This is a genomic window from Pseudomonas izuensis (assembly GCF_009861505.1).
GTDB lineage: Bacteria > Pseudomonadota > Gammaproteobacteria > Pseudomonadales > Pseudomonadaceae > Aquipseudomonas > Aquipseudomonas izuensis.
The window spans coordinates 90,404-111,205 of sequence record NZ_WTFT01000020.1 but is presented as its reverse complement, the minus strand read 5'-3'; the positions used below and the strand labels follow the sequence as shown (position 1 = coordinate 111,205).

Annotated in this window: 24 protein-coding genes; 13 read left to right on the top strand and 11 right to left on the bottom strand. The window is 59.6% G+C overall.

The window, feature by feature from the left end; all coding sequences use genetic code 11:
• The first annotated feature begins 2 nt into the window (after positions 1-2).
• Positions 3-1,370: an HlyD family type I secretion periplasmic adaptor subunit gene (locus GPL81_RS18685; protein WP_096512881.1), complete on the top strand. Its 1,368-nt coding sequence runs from the start codon at positions 3-5 to the stop codon at positions 1,368-1,370.
• A gap of 141 nt (positions 1,371-1,511) precedes the next feature.
• Here GPL81_RS18685 and GPL81_RS18680 read toward each other — a convergent pair whose 3' ends face one another.
• Positions 1,512-2,108, bottom strand: coding sequence for a tRNA-uridine aminocarboxypropyltransferase (locus tag GPL81_RS18680; RefSeq protein ID WP_160107901.1), 597 nt, complete (start codon positions 2,106-2,108; stop codon positions 1,512-1,514).
• Positions 2,109-2,121: 13 nt separating this feature from the next.
• The gene (locus GPL81_RS18675; protein ID WP_096515527.1) at positions 2,122-3,018 is read right to left on the bottom strand and encodes a LysR family transcriptional regulator; all 897 of its coding nucleotides are present in this window, start codon (positions 3,016-3,018) and stop codon (positions 2,122-2,124) included.
• A 334-nt stretch (positions 3,019-3,352) separates the two neighbouring features.
• On the opposite strand from GPL81_RS18675, the gene speB reads away from it, so the two are divergent.
• The 6 genes from speB (at position 3,353) to GPL81_RS18645 (ending at position 8,991) form a co-directional block, all read left to right on the top strand.
• Positions 3,353-4,303, top strand: coding sequence for an agmatinase (speB, locus tag GPL81_RS18670; RefSeq protein ID WP_096512883.1), 951 nt, complete (start codon positions 3,353-3,355; stop codon positions 4,301-4,303).
• A gap of 9 nt (positions 4,304-4,312) precedes the next feature.
• The gene (locus tag GPL81_RS18665; protein ID WP_096512884.1) at positions 4,313-4,735 is read left to right on the top strand and encodes a YybH family protein; all 423 of its coding nucleotides are present in this window, start codon (positions 4,313-4,315) and stop codon (positions 4,733-4,735) included.
• A 55-nt stretch (positions 4,736-4,790) separates the two neighbouring features.
• The gene (locus GPL81_RS18660; protein ID WP_160107900.1) at positions 4,791-6,302 is read left to right on the top strand and encodes a purine-cytosine permease family protein; all 1,512 of its coding nucleotides are present in this window, start codon (positions 4,791-4,793) and stop codon (positions 6,300-6,302) included.
• Positions 6,303-6,491: 189 nt separating this feature from the next.
• The gene (locus GPL81_RS18655; protein WP_160107899.1) at positions 6,492-7,871 is read left to right on the top strand and encodes a sodium:solute symporter family protein; all 1,380 of its coding nucleotides are present in this window, start codon (positions 6,492-6,494) and stop codon (positions 7,869-7,871) included.
• A gap of 86 nt (positions 7,872-7,957) precedes the next feature.
• A complete protein-coding gene (locus tag GPL81_RS18650) occupies positions 7,958-8,683 on the top strand; it encodes an MBL fold metallo-hydrolase (protein WP_160107898.1) in 726 nt (241 codons plus the stop codon).
• Positions 8,684-8,739: 56 nt separating this feature from the next.
• On the top strand, positions 8,740-8,991 hold the full coding sequence (locus GPL81_RS18645) for an acyl carrier protein (RefSeq protein ID WP_160107897.1): 252 nt from the start codon (positions 8,740-8,742) through the stop codon (positions 8,989-8,991).
• A 220-nt stretch (positions 8,992-9,211) separates the two neighbouring features.
• On the opposite strand, the gene GPL81_RS31735 is transcribed toward GPL81_RS18645, so the two are convergent.
• The 4 genes from GPL81_RS31735 to GPL81_RS18630 form a co-directional block, all read right to left on the bottom strand.
• Positions 9,212-9,340: a PA1414 family protein gene (locus GPL81_RS31735; protein WP_007914492.1), complete on the bottom strand. Its 129-nt coding sequence runs from the start codon at positions 9,338-9,340 to the stop codon at positions 9,212-9,214.
• Between the two features lie 139 nt (positions 9,341-9,479).
• Entirely contained in the window at positions 9,480-10,373 is an 894-nt protein-coding gene (ptrR, locus tag GPL81_RS18640) for a putrescine utilization regulator PtrR (RefSeq protein ID WP_096512889.1), read from the bottom strand.
• 78 nt (positions 10,374-10,451) lie between these two features.
• Positions 10,452-11,384 carry a DMT family transporter gene (locus tag GPL81_RS18635; RefSeq protein WP_160107896.1) on the bottom strand — a complete coding sequence of 311 codons (933 nt, stop codon included), beginning with the start codon at positions 11,382-11,384 and terminating at the stop codon, positions 10,452-10,454.
• A gap of 257 nt (positions 11,385-11,641) precedes the next feature.
• A complete protein-coding gene (locus tag GPL81_RS18630) occupies positions 11,642-12,478 on the bottom strand; it encodes a CvfB family protein (protein ID WP_160107895.1) in 837 nt (278 codons plus the stop codon).
• On the opposite strand from GPL81_RS18630, the gene GPL81_RS18625 reads away from it, so the two are divergent.
• From GPL81_RS18625 to GPL81_RS18615, 3 genes are all read left to right on the top strand, one after another.
• Positions 12,477-12,689 (top strand): hypothetical protein, encoded by a 213-nt coding sequence (locus GPL81_RS18625; RefSeq protein WP_160107894.1) that lies wholly within the window; start codon positions 12,477-12,479, stop codon positions 12,687-12,689. The two genes, GPL81_RS18630 and GPL81_RS18625, sit on opposite strands and share 2 nt — an antisense overlap.
• A 140-nt stretch (positions 12,690-12,829) precedes the next feature.
• Positions 12,830-13,018 (top strand): hypothetical protein, encoded by a 189-nt coding sequence (locus GPL81_RS18620; protein WP_028621608.1) that lies wholly within the window; start codon positions 12,830-12,832, stop codon positions 13,016-13,018.
• A gap of 256 nt (positions 13,019-13,274) precedes the next feature.
• Positions 13,275-14,144 (top strand): DUF6279 family lipoprotein, encoded by an 870-nt coding sequence (locus GPL81_RS18615; protein WP_160107893.1) that lies wholly within the window; start codon positions 13,275-13,277, stop codon positions 14,142-14,144.
• A 116-nt stretch (positions 14,145-14,260) separates the two neighbouring features.
• Here the strand turns inward: GPL81_RS18615 and GPL81_RS18610 are convergent, their stop codons facing one another.
• Positions 14,261-14,650, bottom strand: a complete 390-nt coding sequence (locus GPL81_RS18610; RefSeq protein WP_160107892.1) for a transcriptional regulator — start codon at positions 14,648-14,650, stop codon at positions 14,261-14,263.
• 178 nt (positions 14,651-14,828) lie between these two features.
• Between GPL81_RS18610 and GPL81_RS18605 the strand changes: the two genes are divergently transcribed.
• Positions 14,829-15,563 carry a DUF899 domain-containing protein gene (locus GPL81_RS18605; protein WP_160107891.1) on the top strand — a complete coding sequence of 245 codons (735 nt, stop codon included), beginning with the start codon at positions 14,829-14,831 and terminating at the stop codon, positions 15,561-15,563.
• 186 nt (positions 15,564-15,749) lie between these two features.
• Entirely contained in the window at positions 15,750-16,025 is a 276-nt protein-coding gene (locus GPL81_RS18600) for a hypothetical protein (protein WP_160107890.1), read from the top strand.
• A 6-nt stretch (positions 16,026-16,031) separates the two neighbouring features.
• On the opposite strand, the gene GPL81_RS18595 is transcribed toward GPL81_RS18600, so the two are convergent.
• The 4 genes from GPL81_RS18595 to GPL81_RS18575 form a co-directional block, all read right to left on the bottom strand.
• Positions 16,032-16,835 (bottom strand): IclR family transcriptional regulator, encoded by an 804-nt coding sequence (locus tag GPL81_RS18595; protein ID WP_160107889.1) that lies wholly within the window; start codon positions 16,833-16,835, stop codon positions 16,032-16,034.
• 157 nt (positions 16,836-16,992) lie between these two features.
• The gene (locus tag GPL81_RS18585) at positions 16,993-17,613 is read right to left on the bottom strand and encodes a 2-dehydro-3-deoxy-6-phosphogalactonate aldolase (RefSeq protein ID WP_160107887.1); all 621 of its coding nucleotides are present in this window, start codon (positions 17,611-17,613) and stop codon (positions 16,993-16,995) included.
• Between the two features lie 19 nt (positions 17,614-17,632).
• Positions 17,633-18,625, bottom strand: a complete 993-nt coding sequence (locus GPL81_RS18580) for a 2-dehydro-3-deoxygalactonokinase (protein ID WP_160107886.1) — start codon at positions 18,623-18,625, stop codon at positions 17,633-17,635.
• Between the two features lie 192 nt (positions 18,626-18,817).
• Complete coding sequence (locus GPL81_RS18575; protein WP_160107885.1) at positions 18,818-19,300, bottom strand: GNAT family N-acetyltransferase; 483 nt, start codon at positions 19,298-19,300, stop codon at positions 18,818-18,820.
• A gap of 287 nt (positions 19,301-19,587) precedes the next feature.
• On the opposite strand from GPL81_RS18575, the gene GPL81_RS18570 reads away from it, so the two are divergent.
• Entirely contained in the window at positions 19,588-20,793 is a 1,206-nt protein-coding gene (locus tag GPL81_RS18570; protein ID WP_160107884.1) for an MFS transporter, read from the top strand.
• Positions 20,794-20,802: the final 9 nt, after the last annotated feature.

The window sequence follows — 20,802 nt, the reverse complement described above, 5'->3', positions numbered from 1 at the left end:
CCATGTCTGCGGATCTGCCTGTAACGTCGAAAGAGCGTGGCTACTTCAACAGCTTCTCAAAAAGCGCTGAAGTCGAATTCATGCCGGAAACCGCCGGCGCTTCATTGCAGGACTCACCGCGCTGGTCGCGGATCACGGTGTGGCTGGCGGCGGCGCTGCTGATCAGCGCGCTGGTCTGGGCCAGGTTCGCCGTGTTGCAGGAAGTCACCATGGGCGAAGGCAAGGCCATTCCATCAAGCAAGGTGCAGGTGATCCAGAACCTCGAGGGCGGCATCGTCACCGAGATCTTCGTGCGTGAAGGGCAAATGGTGAACAAGGGTGACACCCTGTTGCGCCTGGATGACACGCGCTACCTGTCGAACAAGGGCGAAAGCGAGGCCGACCGTTATGCACTGACCGCGCAGGTTGAACGGCTGTCGGCGGAAGCGGAAGGCCGCCCCTTCAAGCTGTCGGAAGAAGTGATCGCCAAGGCCCCGCAAGTGGCCGAAGACGAACGCTCGCTGTACGAACAACGGCAACGCCGACTGGCCAGCGAACAACGCACACTGACCGAACAACTGCGGCAAAAAACCCAGGAACTGGCGGAGTTCCGCTCCAAGGCGGGGCAATACGGTTCAAGCCTGGCCCTGGTCAACCAGGAGATGGCCATGTCCGAGCCACTGGTCAAGACCGGTGCCGTGTCCCCGGTGGAGATCCTGCGCCTCAGACGCAGCGCCGTGGAAATCCGCGGCTCGCTGAACGCCACCACCCTGGCGATTCCCCGGGCGGAATCGGCGATGGCCGAGATCAAGAGCAAGATCGACGAGTCGGAACAGACCTTCCGCTCGGAAGCGGCCAAGGAGCTGAATGAGAAACGCACCGACCTGTCGAAAATCACCGCATCGAGCATTGCTATCGACGACCGCGTGACCCGTACCACGGTGATGTCGCCGGTCAAGGGCATCATCAAGGTGCTGAAGGTCAACACCATTGGCGGCGTGGTCCAACCGGGCAGCGACATGGTGGAAATCGTGCCCCTGGAAGACAACCTGTTGATCGAGGCCAAAGTGCGGCCGCAGGACGTCGCATTCCTGCATCCGGGCCAGAAAGCCATGGTCAAGTTCAGTGCCTACGACTACACGATCTATGGCGGCTTGAGTGCCAAGCTTGAACTGATCGGTGCCGACACCATCACCGATGAAAAGGGCAACAGCTTCTACCTGATCCAGGTGCGCACTGATAAGAATCATTTGGGTGGGGATGTGAAACCGTTGCTGATCATTCCGGGGATGGTGGCGACGGTGGACATCATTACCGGGGAGAAGACGGTGCTGGATTACTTGCTCAAACCGGTGCTCAAGGCGCGGACTGAGGCGATGCGGGAAAGGTAGTATCGATCAGAGATTTTTTGGGTGATTGTTCTACCGCCATCGCGAGCAGGCTCGCTCCCACAGGGGATCGCATTTCTACCGGAAGAACCCAGTCAAATGTGGGAGCGAGCCTGCTCGCGATGAGGCCAGCACAAACAACCACTATTTTGGCCCATGATTACGCAGGAAGGTCTCCTCACCCATCGCCGCAATCTGCCCTTCGATCAACGCCTCGAACGGCTTCAACAACGGCTCGAATGAAGCCGGCGCTTCAAGCACCTGCAACGCCTGCACAATCGCCTCCACTGTCGACAGCGCTCCCGGCCCCGGTGCCTTGCGCAGCCGATAACGGGACACGCCGCCCCCGGCCAGGGCCACTCGGGGTAACGCCGCCAGCAGCGGATTCAAGTGCAGCATTTTACGCGCCTTGCGCCAGGTGCCGTCCGGGACCACCAGCAGCAGTGGATCATCGGAGGCGGTGTACGCCTGCATCGGTTGCGCATTGTCGGCGGGAAACAGCAACCGTGCCTGATAACCCGGTTGATTCAATAGCTTCGGTAAATCCTCGAACACCTCGCCGACAATCAGCTCGGCATTGTTCAAGCCCAGCGCCGCCAGCCGCGCGGTGTTCAGCGCGTGATTCACCTCGCTCGGATGTTGCAGCAGCAGCACCCGGGTGCGGCTTTCGAGGCTGGGGATCAGTGGGCACAGGCAATGGCTTTGCGGACGCAGGCAGCGCGGGCATTGAATTCTGGACATCGATTTTATTCCCTCAGGCAGCCTGATTCAGTTGCGCCTTGAGCAGATCGCGGAACGTCTGGATCAACGGCTCGCGGCTGCGGCCCCGGCGCACGATCATCGAGAACGGTGCCTGATACCCGAAGGTCGCCGGCAACAGCACACGCAAGTCGCCCTTGTCGGCCCAGGCCTGGGCGTAGTGCTCCGGCAAGTAACCGATGTAGGCGCCGGACAGCACCAGGATCAGCTGCGCCTCCATACTCTCCACCGTCGCGGCGCTGTGCTTGAAGCCATGGCGAGCCAGTTCGGCCTGGCTCCAGTAGCCGCGACCGACCATGCGCTGCTGGGTGATGACCTGCTCGGGAATACGCCGCTCGTTGAACAGCGGATGCCGCGTGCTGCAATACAACCAGTGCTGTTCACGGTAAAGCGGCATGTACACCAGACCGCTCATGCGCGTGGAAAACGCGCCGATGGCCAAGTCGAGGCGGTTGTCCTGCACGCCCAGTTGCAGTTCATAGGGGCTCATCACCGACAGATGCAAGTGCACCGCCGGGTGTTCCTGGCTGTAGGCGCCGATGGCTTCGGCGAACGGCAAGGCCTTGTCGCTGACGGTGGAGTCGATCACCCCCAGGTTCAACGTGCCGCGCAATTCGCCCTTGAGCGCGGCGGCGTACTGTTCGAACCCTTCCAGCTCGCCCAGCAGGCGCAGGGTTTCCTGATGGAACAACTCGCCCTTGCTGGTCAGGCTGAAACCACCACGGCCGCGATGGCACAGCACCAGGCCCAGTGCCGACTCGAGCTGGCTCATGTAGGTGCTGATGGCCGACGTCGAGAGGTTGAGCTCTTGTTGGGCGTTGGCGAATCCCTGATGCCGCACCACGCTGACGAAGATGCGCAATAGTTTCAGGTCGGGTAAAGCGTTGGCCATGGGATCTGCGAACTCCGCTCGATGCAAGGTCAGATTGGTGGCAACCATTCGGCCGCCTTCGCTGGCAAGCCAGCTCCTACAGATGATGCTGTGCACGACCCAAAACCTGTAGGAGCTGGCTTGCCAGCGAAAAGGCCATTCGACACACCACATCAGCTGCGGAGTGAAGTCTAATCCTCCCCGGACCATTAGTTTAGAAAAATCTGAACTAAGTATTTGCCCGTAGCGATTCTTCCCGGCCACTACATTTCGCAGAATCGGCTCAAAGCGGCGCCCGTACCTTCCGTGAACGGCGTGCCTGCATAAATAAAACAACGACGATGAGGCCTTACCCGTGGAAAAGATTCTTCACCAACCACTGGGCGGCAACGAAATGCCGCGTTTCGGCGGCATCGCCACCATGCTCCGACTCCCCCATGTTCCTACCGCTGCCGGCCTGGACGCTGCCTTCGTTGGCGTGCCCCTGGATATCGGTACTTCGCTGCGCCCCGGCACCCGTTTCGGGCCGCGTGACATCCGCGCCGAATCGGTGATGATCCGCCCGTACAACATGGCCACCGGCGCTGCTCCGTTCGACTCGCTGTCGGTTGCCGACATCGGCGACGTGGCAATCAACACCTTCAACCTGCTGGATGCCGTACGGATCATCGAAGAGTCCTACGACAACATCCTCGAACACGATGTGATCCCGCTGACTCTGGGCGGCGACCACACCATCACCCTGCCGATCCTGCGTGCCATTCACAAGAAGCACGGCAAGGTCGGTCTGGTGCACATCGATGCCCACGCCGATGTGAACGATCACATGTTCGGCGAGAAAATCGCCCACGGCACCACCTTCCGTCGCGCCGTCGAAGAAGGCCTGATCGACCCGGACCGCGTTGTTCAGATCGGTCTGCGTGCCCAGGGCTACACCGCTGACGACTTCAACTGGAGCCGCAACCAGGGCTTCCGTGTGGTGCAGGCCGAAGAGTGCTGGCACAAATCCCTGGAACCACTGATGGCTGAAGTTCGCGAGAAAGTCGGCGGCGGTCCGGTGTACCTGAGCTTCGACATCGACGGTATCGACCCGGCCTGGGCGCCTGGCACCGGCACCCCGGAAATCGGCGGTTTGACCACCATTCAGGCCATCGAGATCGTTCGTGGCTGCCAAGGCCTCGACCTGATCGGTTGCGATCTGGTAGAAGTCTCGCCCGCTTACGACACCACCGGCAACACCTCGCTGCTGGCCGCCAACCTGCTGTACGAAATGCTCTGCGTACTGCCTGGCGTAGTCCACCGCTGAGGATTGGTCATGACCGAACGCGATCAGGTCTTGAAAGCGGCCGCCGATCTGGTATCCGCCTTCGCCCGTAACGATCGCGAAGCCTACTTCGGCGCGTTCAGCGCCGATGCCAGCTTCGTTTTCTACACCCTTGAACAACCGCTGCTGTCGCGCGATGCCTATCAGGCATTGTGGGACAGCTGGCGTGCCGAGGACGGCTTCGAAGTGCTGTCATGCACCTCGAGCAACGCTTTCGTCAGCCTGCAGGGTGACGTGGCGATTTTTATCCATGACGTGGCCACCGAGCTGCGCATGCAAGGGGAGCAGCACTTTAGCCAGGAGCGCGAGACGATTGTTTTCAAAAAACAAGCGTCTGGCCAAGAACAACAAGGCCTATGGCTGGCCTGCCACGAACATTTGTCCGCGATGCCGGAAGGGCTGCCAACCCCTTAGCCAACACGGGTGACGCTCACGCACGATGAGCGCGCCTTTATGATCGGAGCTGATCATGAATAACAACAACAAAGACCAAAGCCTTACGCAAATTGAAACCCACGGGGTCGAGCAGATCCCGGACAACGAACGCACCGCCGGCCCGAAGGACCTGTTCCGAATGATCTTCGGTGGTTCGAACACTTTTGCCACCGCCGTGCTCGGCAGTTTCCCGGTGCTGTTCGGCCTGTCTTTCCAGGCTGGTGCCTGGGCGATTGTGCTGGGCGTGTTGCTCGGTTCGCTGATCCTCGCGCCGATGGGCCTGTTCGGCCCGATCAACGGCACCAACAACGCCGTGTCTTCCGGTGCGCACTTCGGCGTGCATGGGCGGATCGTCGGCTCGTTCCTGTCGCTGTTGACCGCCATCGCCTTCTTCTCGCTCTCGGTGTGGAGTTCGGGTGATGCGCTGATCGGTGGCGCCAAGCGCCTGATCGGCCTGCCGGAAACCGACCTGACCCTGGGCCTGGCCTACGGTCTGTTCGCGATTCTGGTGCTGACCGTGTGCATCTATGGCTTCCGTTTCCTGCTGTGGGTCAACAAGATCGCGGTATGGAGCGCCAGCCTGTTGTTCCTGCTGGGGGCTTTCGCTTTCGCCGGTCCATTCGATGTGAACTACGCCGGCACCGTGAACATGGGGCAACCGGGGTTCTGGGCGGCGTTCATCGGCGCTGCGCTGGTGGCCATGAGCAACCCGATTTCCTTCGGGGCGTTCCTGGGCGACTGGTCGCGCTACATTCCGCGTGACACCTCCAAGCGTCGCATCATGGCCGCTGTGGTGATTTCGCAGATCGCAACCTTCATCCCGTTCCTGTTCGGCCTGGTCACCGCCACCATCGTAGCGGTCAAGGCGCCGGACTACATTGCGGCCAACAACTATGTCGGTGGCCTGCTGGCGGTTTCGCCAAGCTGGTTCTTCCTGCCGGTGTGCCTGATTGCGGTGATCGGCGGCATGTCCACCGGCACCACCTCGCTGTATGGCACCGGGCTGGACATGTCCAGCGTGTTCCCACGCGTGCTGTCGCGGGTCAAGGCCACGCTGCTGATCGGTGTGATGTCGATTGCCTTCATCTTCATCGGTCGCTTCGCGGCGAACCTGGTGCAGAGCGTGTCGACCTTCGCCGTACTGATCATCACCTGCACCACTCCGTGGATGGTGATCATGATCATCGGCCTGTTGGTACGTCGCGGGTTCTACTGCCCGGATGACCTGCAAGTGTTCACCCGCGGCGAGAAAGGTGGCCGTTACTGGTTCACCCACGGCTGGAACTGGCGTGGCCTGGGTGCCTGGATCCCGAGCGCGGCCGTCGGCCTGTGCTTCGTGAACCTGCCGGGGCAATTTGTCGGACCACTGGGCGAAATGGCCGGCGGTATCGATATCAGCCTGCCGGTGACCCTGGGCCTGGCCTCGGTGGTTTACCTGGTCTTGCTGAGTCTGTTCCCGGAACCGACTGCAGTGTTCGGCCCGAACGATCCACGCAGCATGAGCAAGGATTCGCTCGTTAAACCGGCGATGCGACAAGTCGCCTGATAAACGCATTACCTGTGGTCAACGCATGACCTGTAGGAGCGAGGCTTGCCCGCGATGAACGATGACGCGGTCTGCCTGACAGACCGCGGCGTACTTATCGCGGGCAAGCCACGCTCCCACAGGGAACGATGTTTGCCCAGGAATTGATTTTTAGTTCCACATAAAAAAGACAATCGGAGACACGCCATAATGGCTTTGGATTTATTCGTCGTACTCATCTACGCCGCCGCGATGCTGATACTCGGCTACTACGGCATGCGCAAGGCCAAGACCAACGAAGACTTTTTGGTCGCCGGTCGTAACCTCGGCCCGACCCTGTACATGGGCACCATGGCTGCCACCGTCCTCGGCGGCGCGTCCACCGTGGGCACCGTGCGTCTGGGCTACGTGCATGGCATCTCCGGTTTCTGGCTCTGCGCCGCACTGGGTTGCGGGATCGTGGCGCTGAACCTGTTCCTCGCCAAACCGCTGTTGAAACTGAAGATCTACACCGTTACCCAGGTGCTGGAAAAACGCTACAACCCGATGGCCCGCTCCGCGAGCGCGGTCATCATGCTGGCCTACGCATTGATGATCGGCGTCGTTTCGATCCTGGCGATCGGCACCGTGCTGCAAGTACTGTTCGGCCTGCCGTTCTGGATTTCGGTACTGCTCGGTGGTGGCGTCGTGGTGATTTACTCGGCCATCGGCGGCATGTGGTCGCTGACCCTGACCGACATCGTCCAGTTCGTGATCAAGACTGTTGGCCTGATGTTCATCCTGTTGCCAATCTGCATGTACCGCGTTGGCGGCTGGGATCAATTGGTGGCCAAACTGCCGGCGGCGAGCTTCAGCTTCACCACCATCGGCTGGGACACCATCATCACCTACTTCGTGATCTACTTCTTCGGCATCCTGATCGGTCAGGACATCTGGCAACGGGTGTTCACCGTCAAGACCGCCAAAGTGGCTCAGGTTGCCGGTACCGCTGCCGGTATCTACTGCATCATCTACGGTCTGGCCTGCGCCCTGATCGGCATGGCCGCTCACGTACTGATCCCGGATCTGGACAACGTCAACAACGCGTTCGCCGCCATCGTGAAACTGTCCCTGCCGGACGGTATCCGAGGCCTGGTCATCGCCGCGGCACTGGCCGCCATGATGTCCACCGCCAGCGCCGGCCTGTTGGCTGCCGCCACCACCCTGAGCGAAGACCTGCTGCCGAAACTGCGCGGCGGTAAAGCATCGAGCCTGGGCCTGAACCGCCTGGTGACCCTGTTGACCGGTCTTGTCGTACTGGGTATCGCTCTGGTAGTGAACGACGTGATCAGCGCCCTGACCCTGGCCTACAACCTGTTGGTTGGCGGCATGCTGATCCCGCTGATGGGGGCGATTTTCTGGAAACGCGCCACCACCGCCGGCGCCATCGCCAGCATGAGCCTGGGCTTCGCCACTGCCCTGCTGTTCATGTTCAAGGACGGTCTGGACGCCAACACCCCGATCTACTACAGCCTGGTTGCAGGTCTGGTGAGCTTCGTGGTGGTCAGCCTGATGTCCCGTCGCCCGGCACTGGTGACCAGCGCCGCCTAAGCTGAACATAACGACTTGATGCTTTTCTTCGACGGGTGTGGCGTCGGTTGCCACACCCGTTTTTTTTCGTCTGGAGAAAACCCTTGATGAAAATTGTTTCTCGCGATCAGTGGTTCGAGGTCAAACAACTCAGCGACGGCATTCGTTTGATTCACGAGCCTTACATTCGCCCTTTCTACCGCTGCAATCTCTGGCATGTGCAGGGGCGCGACAAGGACCTGCTGCTGGACAGCGGTTCCGGGCTGGTCAGCCTGCGCGAGCAATTGCCGTGGATCACCGAGCGCCCCCTGGTGGCGGTGGCCAGCCACTGCCATTTCGACCACATTGCCGGGCACCACGAGTTTTCCGAACGCCTGGTACACCCGGCCGAAGCGCAGATCCTGGCCGCACCGGACGGCGAAAACGATTTGAGCCGGATGTTTGTCGGTGACGACATGTTCGAGGCGCACCCCGATTGCCCGTTGTGCTATGCCGAATATCGGGTCAAGGCCGCGCCGGCCACGGGTATGATCGAAGAAGGCGATGTGCTGGACCTGGGCAACCGGGTGCTGCAAGTACTGCACACGCCAGGACACTCGCCGGGCGGCATCAGCCTGTATGAAGCGGCCACCGAGACCCTGTTCAGCGGCGACATCATTTACGACGGGCCGCTGATCGAAGACGCTTATCACTCCAACCTCGACGACTATGCACGTAGCCTGCAACGCTTGCGCACCCTGCCGATCCGTACGGTGCATGGCGGGCATTTCGGCAGCTTTTCCGGGGAACATCTGCGCCACATGATTGACGAGTGGCAGCGCTCACACGGCTGAAGCCTGCTGTACTCAAGCCCGGGGCCACCAAAACAATAACGCCCTCGAAGATCACCATGAAAAAAGCTGCCGTTCGTGCCGCCGTGCATCGCTACATCAGCCGCCTGCTGGAAGGTCGGGATGACTTCGACGACAACACCAGTCTGGTGCAGTTGGGATTGGATAAATCGGATATTGAAGAGCTGATCTTCCATCTGGAAGACGAACTCGGCTTGACGGCGTTTACCGCCGAAGAAGACCGGATGCTCAAGACAGCCAGTACGGCGAACGACTTGAGTCGGTTTTTGATGGAGATCGGGCGGCATTGAGACTTGATGTCAAATGCGCCCTGATTAGCAATTAGAATTGATATGGCGAACACACAGCCCTGTGGCGAGGGGATTTATCCCCGTTGGGCTGCGAAGCAGCCCCAAGACCATACAATCGGGCTGTATCTGGCGGACCGCATAAAGCGATTTACGACTGCTTCGCAGCCGAACGGGGATAAATCCCCTCGCCACAGCAACCCCTTCGCTAAGCCCTTCGTGCTTATCGACGACGCTGCTGGCGTCGGCGTTGTTCATCGTCGGTGCGAATGGGCACAGGTTGCAGAGGCGGTTCGATCAAACCGAGCGCGACACCCAGGTCATGCAGCCAGTTTTGGATTTTCTCTTTCATGATGCCCCCTTCAGGGTAGTGCCGAGCGACCGGAATTCTGTAGCCGCTTGAAACTGATAATAGTCCGAAGTCCTGAGCAATGCTCGCCCAAAGTGGCAATGATCTGTTACTGAATCGATCACAATCCGATGGCATTAAATCACGCAATCGCGCGGACCAGGCTTTGCGCCGACGGAAAGAGCGCCTGTTGCTCCTCGATCCACGCATTCAGGTTGGCCCCGACCATGCCCTTGCGCCACATCAGCCAGGTGGTTGCGCTGGCAAACGGTTCAGGCAACGGATGGACCGCCACGCTCTCACGCCCCGGCAGGCTGGCAAGCATCGACTCCGACATCAGCGCCACGCCCGAGCCGGCAATCACACAGGCGAGCATTCCCGGATAGGATTCGATTTCAATCGCCCGGCCCATCGCCGCATGATCATGAGAAAACCAGGACTCCAGGCGCATGCGATAGGAACAGCCCTGACGAAAGGTGAACACCGAACGCCCTTCCACATCCCTTGCACTGAGCACGGGAGGATGATCGGACTCGCTGATCAGCACCAACCGTTCCTCACACAACAACACGCCATCGAGCACGGCCAGTTCCGGTGGTCCGTCCACCAGCGCCGCATCGAGCCGGCCGGTGAGCAAGCCTTCCAGCAACTCACCACTGGGCCCGGACTGCACTTGCAGGTTCACCGCCGGGTAACGCTTGTGATAGCGCGCCAGCAACGCCGGGAGGTGAATGGCGGCGGTGCTGTACATGGTGCCCAGTACGAAGTCCCCGGCCGGTTGTCCACCCTGTACCGCGGCATGGGCTTCGTCGTGCAAGGCAAACAGCCTGGCGGTGTAGTCCAGCAGGACTTTTCCCGCGGGCGACAATTGCAAACGCTGACGCTCGCGAACGAACAGTTCAACGCCCAATTGTTCTTCAAGCTGCTTGAGCCGGGTCGACAGATTGGACGGCACCCGGTGCAGCCGCTCGGCGGCACGGGTGATGGACTCTTCCTGCGCCACCGCCTGGAAAATCCGCAATTGGCTGAATTCCATGGCATTCTCCAAAAAAGAACAAGTCACCCACTATTATTCTTTTCTAGAGAATGTCAATCGACCCAGGCTGGACGGTGCTCAGGACTGCCCAAGCGCTCTGCGCAAACGACGACGCACCCACTGCTCGGCGCTGACAAACGTGATGCCCAAAAGCACCAGAATCGCGCCCATGACGAAGTTCAGGCTCAGTTTTTCGCCCAACAACACCACCCCGAACGTGACGCCGAACAACGGCGTCATGAACGAAAACACCGCCAGGTTCGCCGCCAGATAGCGGCGCAACAACCAGAACCAGATCAGATAGCTGAAGAACGACACCACCACGCCTTGAAACAGCACACTGGCCAGCGCCACGCGGGTCAGGCTGACGTGGGTGATCTGACCACTGAGCAGCGCGATCAACAGCAAACCGAAGAAGCCGACGATCAGTTGGTAAAACAAGGTCAACGTCACCGGTGCCTCCGACAACCGCGAAGCCCGCACCACGACTGTGGTCGCGCCCCACGCCGCCCCGGCCAGCACGCCCAGCGCATCGCCCATCAACATGCGGTAATCGAGATTGTCCCAGGACACACCACCGGCAAATGCGATGGCGATCCCGACGAATGCGAGGAAAATCCCCAGCCATTGCACAGGCCGCAAACGCTCGCTCGGCAACAGCCAGTGCACACCCAGTGCGGTGAAAATCGGCGCAGTGTAGAGGAACACCGACATATGCGCGGCCGTGGTCAATTGCAGGCCTTCGGAAATGAAGAAGAACTCCAGACCGAACAACGCACCGGCCAACAACCCGCCGCGCCAGGTGCTGCCAACCTGATTCCAACCGCCCTTCCAGCAGATCAACAATCCCACCAGCAATGCAGACATGCCCGAGCGCCCGGCCGCCTGCATGACCGGCGCGATGTCGGGCGCCGCCCACTTGATCATGACCTGCTGAACGCCCCAGACCAGGCACAACCCCAACATCACCTGCAGGGCGAATCCATCGGCGCTACGCCGGGTGGCGCTCACCGGAAAACCTCGACAACAACACGATCCATGGCAGTGACTCGGCAGTAAAAGCAAAACCCCGACACGAGGTCGGGGTGCAAATATCGATTATTAACCAGAAGTACAGAAATTACCCCTTGTAGGAGCGAGCTTGTCTCCGGGCGGCGCTCCGACGATGGAGGCCAACGATAACGCGGGTTGTCAGATGCCCAGCGGTGCCCTGAAGTCCATCGTCGGAGCGCCGCCCGGAGACAAGCTCGCTCCTACAAGTGTCGGTGTCAGCTCAGTTCAATGCGATCGGCATGAATGACAATCTGGCCATTCTTGTACAACGCACCAATGGCCTTTTTGAAGTTGCCTTTGCTGACACCGAACATACTGCTGATCACCGTCGGGTCGCTCTTGTCGCTGACTGCCAGGGTGCCATTGTTCTCACGTAACTTGGCGAGGATCTTCGAGTTCAGGCTGGTGGCCGCTTCCTGGCCAACCGGCTGCAGGCTCAGGCTGATCTTGCCGTCGGCACGAACTTCCTTGATGAAGCCCTTCTCTTCTTTGCCCGCGCGCATGAACTTGAAGATTTCGTTCTTGTGGATCAGGCCCCAGTGCTTGTTGTTGATGATCGCCTTGAACCCCATTTCGGTGGCTTCGGCAACCAGCAGGTCGACTTCCTGGCCCGGGGTGTAGTTGGCCGGGGTCTTGTCCAGATAGCGGTCCAGGCGAGCCGTTGCGGTGATGCGGCGGGTGTGCTTGTCGAGATAGACATGCACCACGGCGTATTCGCCGGCCGACATCTGGCGCTTTTCTTCCGAAAACGGCAGCAACAGATCCTTCGGCAGGCCCCAATCGAGGAACACACCGATGCTGTTGACCTCAACAACTTTCAAGCTGGCGAATTCACCGACTTGAACTTTCGGTTTTTCTGTCGTCGCGATAAGTTTGTCATCGCTGTCCAGATAAACAAAAACATTGAGCCAGTCTTCATCTTCGCTGGGAATATCTTTTGGAATATAACGATTAGGCAAAAGTATTTCGCCATCCGCGCCACCGTCCAGATATAAACCGAAGTTAGTGTGTTTAACCACTTGCAAACTGTTGTAACGCCCGACTAAAGCCATGTCCAATACCCTCATTGCGTGGGCGGCATTCTACCCGGTTTTGCCGGCCGCGTTCGGCGGCCGGCCCGGTGGCGCGAGAAAATCCTCCGAAGGCCTTAATTTTCCTGGATTTCGCCGTACCCGAGTGGCCGCTCGTCTGACCACCCCGACAATTTTCGACGCTCTCAACCCAGCCAAAATCGTTATTCTGTCGATCCATGTTTTTATTTAAAACAGCGACTTAGGGGATATTTTCCAATAATAATCCGCCTTTTATCCTGCACCCGTCGTGAATGCTCCACGGGATATTTGCCAAGCAAATTGCAGGTAATTCCTGTACGATGCCTGGCCAAGTTAATTTTCTACAGGTTAATGGCCGCCATGCGCGTAAAAGCATCCACCAGCAAAGCAAAGCCAGCTCCAGCCGTCGAAACCAGCGAATCGATCAATAACCAGATCGCTGCGTTCCTCAAATCCGGCGGTGAAATCCAGCAAATTGCCAAGGGCGTCAGCGGCCAGACGTTCGGCCCGTCCAAGCAGATCACCCTGGGTAAGAAATAAGAGCCAAGAAATAAGAGCCAAAACGTAATACCTCAGGCATCACCTGGTCCACAAGCGCTTTGAGCTTCGAAGCGCTTGGACTGGAACCCTCCCCGCAATCCCCCTCCCAATTCCGCCAGCGCTCATAAAAACCTGCTCAGCCACCAGGCCACGTACTCTTCTCGCTCGCCCTCCCTTGATCGGCTGAACTGCCGGGCTCATCCTGCGTTCACATGAGAATCAGACCCCGAAGCCAGGCTTTCGCAAGGATTCGCCCATGTCTCGCTGGTTAAGGCACATTGCCTTCGTGCTCACACTCATCCTCGCCCTCGGCGCATGCAGTCGAATGGGCCTGGCTTACCGCAACCTCGACGTCATCATTCCCTGGACGCTCAGCGACTACCTGGACATGAACGGCGAACAAAAAAACTGGCTGAATGAACGTCTCAAGGAACACCTGACCTGGCACTGCACCACGCAATTGCCGGGCTATCTGGATTGGCTGGACCGCTTGCAGACCATGGTCGCGACCAACCAGGTCACCGATGCCGCGCTGCAAGCGCGCACCGAAGAGGCCGAACAGGCCATCGCCGAGACCGCCCGGGAAATCACCCCATCGGCCATCGAGTTGCTGCAAGGACTGGATGACAGGCAGGTCGCTGAAATGAACGAGGCTTTCGCCAAGGACCAGCGCAAACGCCAGGCGCAATACCTCAAGCCGCCCCTCGAGCAGCAGATCAAGGACCGTGGCGAGCGCATGGAGAAACGCCTGGGTGATTGGCTCGGGCCACTCAGCCCCACGCAACAACAGCGTGTCGTCGCGTGGTCCAATGCCCTGGGTGACCAGAATACGCAATGGATCGCCAACCGTGTCCACTGGCAGAAACAGTTCAGTGCGGCGGTGGCGCAACGTCACGGCCCTGAATTCCCACAGCGAATCGAGACACTTCTGGTGAATCGTGAGCGCTTGTGGACACCGGAATACCGCCAGGCTTTCGCCAAGACCGAAGCCCTGGCGCGTTCGCTGTTTGTGGATTTGATGGCCGAAAGCACGCCAGAGCAGCGTCAGCGATTGCTGACAAAAATCGAGGGTGTGAGGAAGGATTTCAGCGATTTGAAATGCCTGAAGGCGGCAAAAAAAGGTTGATGGCAATACACATGACCTGTAGGAGCTGGCTTGCCAGCGAATCCAGACACCTCGGTGTGTCAGTGACACTGTCTTCGCTGGCAAGCCAGAGCTCCTACATTGGATTTTGCGTAGAATCAGGCAATCTGCGCCTTCGAAGCCACCTCATCAAACGTCACTTCATCCAGCGCATCCAGCTGCTCATCAAGCACCTGACGAGGGTGATCATTACCGGGAATGCTGCTGTCGATCAGGCTCAACAGCCTCGAACCACGCAAGGTCAGAATGTAGTTGGAGCCAGTGCCGCCCTGCTCCTGGGGCCTGGGTTCGATATAGCCTCGTGCCAACAGTAATTTTTCGTACTCACCGGCCACTGCTTTCAGGTGATCGAGGTTTTCAGGCTCCTCGCCCTGCGCAGCTTTTTCGGCCGCGTATCGCTCGGCATAGGCCCGTGGCGTGAAGCTGGCTTCGCTGTTCTGCACTTCGTGCAGCAAGCGTTCAATCAAATCCCAGTTATAAGTCGTCATCCTGATTCAACCTCCGCTGCCCGTGAGTGATAGGGCCTTCATAGTTTGTGACCGGCTCGCCCGGCAGCCGTTCAGCTCAGGTTTTTACTGCTACCGACCGGCGGTATGTCGAATTACGCCATGGCGAAACGACTAGGCTGTGTAAATCCCCTCCCAGCCCCACGCAGGAGAAATCATCATGAACATTCAGAATCATCCCGTCGTGTCCCGGGAAGAATGGCTCGCCGCCCGCAAGCAGCACCTGGCCCACGAAAAGGCGTTCACCAAGGAGCGAGACCGACTCAGCGCCGAACGCCGCGCCTTGCCCTGGGTGAAAATCGACAAGGACTACCGCTTCCAGGGCCCGCAGGGCGAACTGAAATTCGCTGACCTGTTCGGCGGCCGCAGCCAACTGGTCATTTACCACTTTATGTTCGCAAAGGGCTGGGATGAGGGTTGCCCTGGTTGCTCGTTCCTCAGCGATCACATCGACGGCGCCAACCAGCATCTGGCCCACCACGACGTAGCCGTGGTGGCGGTATCCCATGCACCATTCGACGAATTCCAGGCCTTCAAACGACGCATGGGCTGGACATTCGACTGGGTGTCATCGGCGGGCAGCGATTTCAACTACGACTTTGGCGTCACCGCCCGCGCCGAAGACGTCGCCGCCGACAAGGCTACCTACAACTACGAAAAAACCGACGGCTCCGAAGAAGAACTCCCAGGTCTCAGCGTGTTTTATCGCAACGAGGCCGGCGAGATTTTCCATACCTATTCAACTTACGCTCGGGGACTGGATTTGCTGGTCGGCGCCTACAACTACCTCGACCTGACGCCCAAGGGCAGGAATGAAGAGGAAATCATGGAGTGGGTGAGACATCACGATAAATATGAGAATGCAGAGAAATCCAGTTGCTGCCATAGCGGATAAACCGAGCACACCGCAGTACCCCTTGTAGGAGCGAGCCTGCTCGCGATAACGGACCGTCAGCCACATTGTTTGCGACTGATGCACCGCTATCGCGAGCAGGCTCACTCCTACAAGGATCGCTGAACTTTTTCAGTCCTTGAACCCTCAACCGGTTAACCCGCCTTAACCGGAACTGAGGCCTGACGAATGAAAATCCTGCTGAAACTCACCCTCGCCGCCACCCTCGCCTGCGCCCTGCCCGTCTGGGCCTGCACGCCGGAGGAAGCCACCGCCAAGCGCGAACAACTAGCGAAGGAAGTCACCCGGCTCACCGAGCAGAACCCGGCCAAAGCCAAGGAAATCAACGATGAGTTACAGAAGATGGACCTGAAGACTGCCGCCAAGGATCTGCCGGACAAGTGCCAGCTGATCGATCAGCGTCTGAAAGAGTTGGGAGCGGCAGAGAAGAAAACCGAAAGCTGACCGGGATTACACCTTCAAGCCAAGCTCCGCCGACAGCCGGGCCGTGACCCCTTTGATCAAGGGAATCAGCTCGGCCATTTTTTCCAGCGGCATATACGGCACGGTGCTGGCGATGCTGATGCCGGCGACAATGCGTTTGCTGGCATCGCGAATCGGCGCCGCCACACAGCGGATCGACGGTTCGTTATCTTCCAGATCGAAAGCGTAGCCACCGGCCACGTACTCGAGCATGCGCTGCTGAAACTGCTCCCAGGATTGCTCCGGGTGCTGTGGCCAGAACTGATTTTTCCCACCGGCAGGTAGACTGACTTCGTACAAACGCTGCCACTCTTGCGGCGTGTCGTCGAGCATCAGTGCCTTGCCTATCCCGGTGCGCGCCAACGGCATGCGATGGCCGACCCGTGAACGCATTTCCGGGCCGTTGCGCCCTGGATTCTTATGCAGGTACAACACCTCATCGCCTTCGCGGATCGCCAGGTGAATGGTGTCGCCGGTCAACGCCGACAGCTCATCCAGGTACGGCCCGGCCAGGGTCACCAGCGGCAACTCTTCCCGCGCCTGAAACCCCAGCTCGATCAGCTTCGGTCCCAACAAATAGCCGACTTGCGGCACCACCCGCAGGTAACGCTCATCCACCAGGCAACTGGCCAGGCGATGGGTGGTGCTGCGCGTGGTGCCGATCAGCCGGGCGATTTCCTTGAGATCGCGGGCGCCGCTGGCCACGGCCTGAACCACACCCAGGCCGCGAAGCAGGGTCTGGGTACCGGTCGGCGCGGTCTCCTTGGCGATTTTTGGGGCGTCTTCCTGCATATCCAGCCTTTACCGTTGAGCGAGTGAACGGGCGGCATTATGGTCGGCCTACCGCTGCCACTACAACTTGATACGCTCGACCTTGCCCACCAACAAGATGTAGGAAAGCGCACCGATCAATGCCAGAACCGAGACATAGGTAATCGCCGGAAAAGCCTTAGCGAAGGGCTTTCCAGGCAGCCACGTAGGCCTTGGCATTGGCCGCCACTTGCTCCGGTGTCATGCCCGGTTTGAACAGACCGGAACCGAGGCCGAAACCTTTGACGCCAGCGTCGATAAACGCCCGCATGTTGTCCGGGGTGATGCCGCCGACCGGCGCCAGGATTGTTCCCGTCGGCAGCACCGCCAGCCAGGCCTTGACGACCGCCGGCCCCATTTGCTCGGCCGGGAACATCTTCAGCACGTCCGCGCCCTCAGCCAGAGCCGCGAAGGCTTCGGTCGGCGTGGCGACACCCGGCGACAGGTACAGACCGGCCGCTTTCGCCGCGCGCAGCACCTTGGGATCGCTGTGGGGCATGACGATCACCTGGCCACCTGCCGCCTTCACCTGCTCGACCTGCTCCGGCGTCAGCACCGTGCCCGCGCCGATCAGGCAATCGGCGGGCAAGGAACTGCGCAGGATGCGGATACTTTCGTACGGCTCGGGGGAATTGAGCGGTACTTCAATGACGCGAAATCCGGCCGCGTACAGGACTTCTCCGACGGCGACGGCTTCTTGCGGATGCAGGCCGCGCAGGATCGCGATCAGACCGTTTTGCGCCAGTGCTTGTTTGAGCATGTCAGGACTCCAGTCAGGGTTAACGGGATGGGGTTGCGGCGACCAGCCCGGCGGCGACCGCCAATTGCCATAGCCCGCGTTCGGTGGCCTGCTCGGCCAAAGTTACCCGGGCAAAACCGCAGGCGCCGAGGGCACGGCTGTAGCGGCTGCACAGTTGGGCATTGCCGATCAGGATGATCGAAGGCAGGTGCACGCTGTTGCGTCGGCGGTGCTGAACGCTGGCCAGGGCCGAGAGCTCATGGCCGAGCAGCAGACCGGACAAATAATCCGCTTGCGCCGTAGCGCTCAGTTCACCGGTCAAGCCCAGGCTGCGGGCGCTGAACAGGGTCGATAGCACGCCGATTTCGCCGTCCGCCGACAAGGCGACCTGCACGCCACGATCGAAAGCTTCGCCATCGAACGACCCGCCGCGCTGCTGGGTGCGCCCCAGGATGCTGTGTTCACTGAGGACGGCGAAGACTTCGCCGGTCATGAAGGTGTCGAAGTGCACGATGCAGCCGTCGCTCACTTCCACCCATTTCGAATGACTGCCCGGCAGGCCGATCAACAGATTGGTACTCGCGTCTCTCGACAGGGTTTGCAGCACACCGAGCACCTGGGTTTCTTCGCCGCGCATCACATTGGGCAGGTGCGAACGCTGTATCACCCCCGGCACGATGTGCACATCGACACCGCGAAGGCTACGAACAATTTGTAGGGAGGTTCCGAGATTGGCAACGTTCGCCGGTGTATCGCGGTAGGCCGCTTCGCGCCAGCCCTGGGCGCTGCCGACCATGCCGCAGGCGATCACCGGCAAATCGGGTTGGGCGTCGAGCCAGTCACCGCAGGCCTCATCGAAGGCCAGTTCAAAACCGTCGGTGCATTCACGACCGGCGATGAATCGCGGCGCCTTGGGCAACTGCATGATCCCCGACGACAGCGAACGCTGTTCGAGCACCTGGCCATCTGCGGCAAGTTTGTAAGCACGTAATGAGGTTGTCCCCCAATCGAGTGCGATCAATTGCGCCAGCATCGCTTCACCTGTTCTGTTTTTTGGCAGTGAGTGAAGGGGACTATAAATCTGGAGGAAGAAAAATCTCAATATATAAATACCAATCCCATATATTGATACACAAACAAAAAAGATCGCAGCCTTCGGCAGCTCCTACATTTGGAATGCGTTCCCCTGTAGGAGCTGCCGAAGGCTGCGATCTTTTAAGGCCGATCAGTTTCCTTCAGCGAACTCGCGCAACACCTTCCCGTCCATGCGATAGCGAACCCACTCTTCCTGCGGCTGCGCGCCCAGGGATTTGTAGAATTCGATGGCCGGGGTGTTCCACTCCAGCACGCTCCATTCGAAACGGCCGCAGTCATTGGCACAGGCGATCTTGGCCAGATGTCGCAACAAGGTTTTACCCGCACCGCCACCGCGCTGGTCAGGGGTGATGTAGAGGTCTTCGAGGTACAGGCAGTTGCTGCCAAGCCAGGTGGAATAACTGAAGAAGAACACCGCGAAACCGATCGCCACGCCTTCACGCAGGCAAATCAAGCCATGGGCGGTGGCACCTTCGCTGAACAGGCTGCGTTCGATGTCGGCCACGCTGGCGATGACTTCATGCCGGGCACGTTCGTAGTCGGCCAGTTCTGTGATGAACGCGAGAATTTGCGGGGCATCACTGGGGGTCGCCGGGCGGATTTCGATCGTCATGGACGTGCCTTGTCAGAAATGGAAAACGCCATACTAAGTCGGCGCGGGATCTGTGGCGAGATGGCTCCGCATTTGTAGGAGCGAGCTCGCTCGCGATGGTCGTTAACGATTACGTTTGCGGCCTGATTAAACGCGGTGCCCTTGCGATTTTCGCGAGCGAGTTCGCTCCTACAGGGGCGTTTACTCCGGCCTGCGCTAATCCTGAAATCGTGAACCTCGGACCTAACATAAGCGCCTTGCATGATAGATAGATGACCTGTGCATTTATCAGGTCAAGGAACCGCGTCATGTCTACCGCAACACCCCCCGTCTCCGGCAAGTTGTTCGGCTTGTTTTGCCTGGCCAGTTACCTGCTCTCGCTGTCCTACGGATCGACCTTTTTGCTGTCGCTGCTGATCGGTTCGCGCGGGGGTAACGAGCACGATGCCGGCAGCGTGATATCGGCGGCGATGCTCAGCACTTTTGTTGCGGTGATTGCCTCCGGACACCTGTCCGACCTGCTTGGCGCGGCACGTTCGGTGGCACTGTTCGGCGTCCTGCTGGTAGCCGCCAGCCTGGGTTTCGCACTGACGCCGGGCTTCGGCAATCTGTTGCTGTTTTTCGGGCTGCTGCTGGGTTTGGGCTGGGGCGTGTTCTACACCCTCGGGCCGATCATCGTTGCAAGCCTGGTCACCCCCTCGCAGCGCGCCAAATACTTTGCCTTGTTGTCGGGCAGCATGATGACCGGGATCGGCAGCGGTCCATTGCTGGGACGCGCCGCGAGCGCCCTGGGCTATCCGGTGACGGCGGCGTTCTATCTCGCCGCGCTGGCGAGCCTGATTGGCGTGCTGCTGTTTTGGCAGTTGGATCGACACCTGAAAAACGCCTCGTTGCAATCGACCACGGTGTCACGGATTTCCTGGCTCGCCGCGGGGCAAGTGCTGTCGTCCCGGGCGCTGTTCCCGATCATCATGGTTGGCCTGGGCGGTTGTGTTTTCGGTGGGTTGTCGAGTTTCCAGACCAGCTACGCCGCGGCACGCTCGCTCGACTATTCGCTGTTCTTCCTCGGCTTCATGAGTGCCGCGATCAGCAGCCGCATGCTGATCGCCGGCATCGTGGTCAAGCGCGATCCGTTGCGTGCGTCGTGCGTGCTGTCGGGGCTGATGATGGGCTCGATCCTGCTGTTTGGCTTCGTGGTCGACAATGGCTTGAGCTACTTGCTTGCGGCGGTGATGCTCGGGGTCGGTTACGGGCTGACTTATTCGGTCATCAACGGCTTGGCCGCCAATGAAGCACCGAATGGCACCACCGCACAATCCTTGCTGCTGTTCAGTTTGTCCTACTTCATCGGTGTGTTCGGCTTCCCGCTGCTCGCCGGGAAAATCATCGTTGAGCACGGGATGGCAACGTTGTTGCTCACCGTGCTGGCGATCGCCTCGGTCAACTGGCTGATCACCGTGGGGCGCCTGATCTGGCGCAGGGTCGTCACCGCCAGGGCATTGCAACAGGCCTGAACCATTCGT